At 38.8% G+C, this 2,128-nt stretch carries 2 protein-coding genes; both read right to left on the reverse strand.

Features of this window, described 5'->3' with window-relative positions; translation table 11 throughout:
- Positions 1-309: 309 nt before the first annotated feature.
- Entirely contained in the window at positions 310-1,296 is a 987-nt protein-coding gene (locus ACEW8U_RS04960) for a bile acid:sodium symporter family protein (RefSeq protein ID WP_373520931.1), read from the reverse strand.
- A gap of 3 nt (positions 1,297-1,299) precedes the next feature.
- The gene (locus tag ACEW8U_RS04965; protein ID WP_373520932.1) at positions 1,300-2,067 is read right to left on the reverse strand and encodes a TrmH family RNA methyltransferase; all 768 of its coding nucleotides are present in this window, start codon (positions 2,065-2,067) and stop codon (positions 1,300-1,302) included.
- Positions 2,068-2,128: the final 61 nt, after the last annotated feature.

Consider the following 2,128-nt stretch of genomic DNA (forward strand, 5'->3'; position numbering starts at 1 on the left):
TTACAATTTTTAATTAAATTGTGTCAACCTATTTCAGTACACGACCGACGAAGGAAAGCCTGTCCCGTCCCGATAATTATCGTGATTCGGGGCATCTCATGAGGATCAGCAAATGATTAAATAAACATAAATAGGACTTCTGGAGATCCTTCGTACCTCAGGGTGACGGCTGCCTAGCGAGTAACTTGATGTCATTAACTATTCTGAACATTTACAATGTTGAGGACTACCAATGACGCCACCACCTTCATCCCTCAAACTCACCTCTCGCATCTTGTCTCTTGTTTCTAAAATCTCAAATCTCACGTCTCAAGCCTTCCCTTCCCCCAACTTCTGCGCAATAGCCGAACCTGCCATCAACTGTAAGGAATGGTACACCATTAGCGGTAAAAGAATAACACCAAAAACAACTGGATCAGGAAACATTACCCTGCCCATGACTGCACCTTGTACAAGTGATTTTTTACTCCCACAGAAAACCAAGGTGATCATGTCTTCTCTTGAAAAGTTAAAAAACCTTGAAACCATGTACATCAAGCCCATCATCATAAAGAAAAATCCCAACATCAAAAATCCTAACCAAATTAATTCACCTACACTTTGTCCTTCGAACATATTCTCAGCAAATGACTCCGCAAAAGCTGTGAAAACAATCAGTAAAATAATCGCCTGATCAAAGTTTTTGAGTGCAACCTGGTACCTATTTACAAACTTAATTAAATAGGGATGTACCAGTAATCCAAGTATCACAGGCAATAAAACCTGCAGACTCAATTTGATAAAAGTATCAGTAAGGTCAAATCCCACTGCTGATTCAGGCAATATCAAATCCATCCACAGCGGGGTGATAAATATCCCTACCATACTGGAAATACTGGCATTAAAAATCGCTGCAGGAAGGTTTCCTCCAGCAATACTGACCATCACCACCGATGAGGAAACAGTGGAAGGTAAAGCAGCTAAATAAAAAGTACCTAACCAAAGGTAACTGTCCTCACTGCCCCAAATGGAATAAAGGACCAATATGATCAATGGAAATATCAAAAACGTTGTCGATTGGACGAAGAGATGTAATTTCCAATTGGAAAGGCCTTCTTTCAATTTTTGTGGACTCAGTTTGACTCCATAAAAAAAGAAAATAAAGGAAATACCTGCACCTGTAATGGTCTTGAGAGGTAACGGGCTTTCTGCTGTCCCCCACTCCGGAAAGAGTTTTGCCAAAAAAATCATTCCGACCAACAAAAAGAAAAATGTGTTCAGTCCGGCCCTTTTCAGTGTTTCTCTAAACTTGGACATAATTTAAAGTGGCTTTTGAGAGTTAAGAAAAGATCGTCTCCTTACATTGTCACAGATAACAGCTGTAGCAACAGCTACATTGAGGGATTCAGCCTCACCGAATCTTGGAATCGTAATTTTTTGTTTTACCAACATTTCCAGATCTGGTGAAATACCTTTTGACTCGTTTCCCATTAGAATGATTCCAGATTCTTCAAAGTTTTGCTGGTAGATATTTTCCCCTTCCAGGAATGCTCCGTAAACTGGAAGATTAGAAGATGTTAGATAATGCTTCAGGTCTGTATAAAATATATTGACCCTAGTAAAACTGCCCATACTGGCATGGAGTACTTTCGGGTTGTAATAATCAGCTGATTCCAAGGAAAGGATGATTTTGTTGATTCCGTACCAGTCTGAAACTCTGATGATTGTCCCCAAATTTCCTGGATCCCTCACATCATCAAGTGCAATGCCCCATTCATTTGATCCTAATTCAATATATTCATTGGATCTTATTGCCGCTACAGCCAAAGCCGCATCATTGGTTTGAAAGGAACCTAAGGACTCCAGTGTTTTTTGGTTTACTTCAAAAGTCTCTCCATTGAATTTATTGATGATAGCTTGATTTTCTTCGGCAAATTTGGGAGTAAACAAAAGATGACTGACCTGAAAATTTGAAGTCAACAATTCCGTTACATTTTTGCCACCTTCTACAAAAAAAGCATTTTCCTGTTTCCGGAATTTTTTCTGGTGCAAGGATTTAATAAACTTAAGCGTATTTTTGCTTAACATTCGGTTAATTGCCAAATAGTGAATAAAGCCAAATATATAAACTTTCTCTTTCTGCTTATTT

The sequence above is a fragment of the Aquiflexum sp. genome (genome assembly GCF_041751335.1).
Classification (GTDB): Bacteria; Bacteroidota; Bacteroidia; order Cytophagales; family Cyclobacteriaceae; genus Aquiflexum.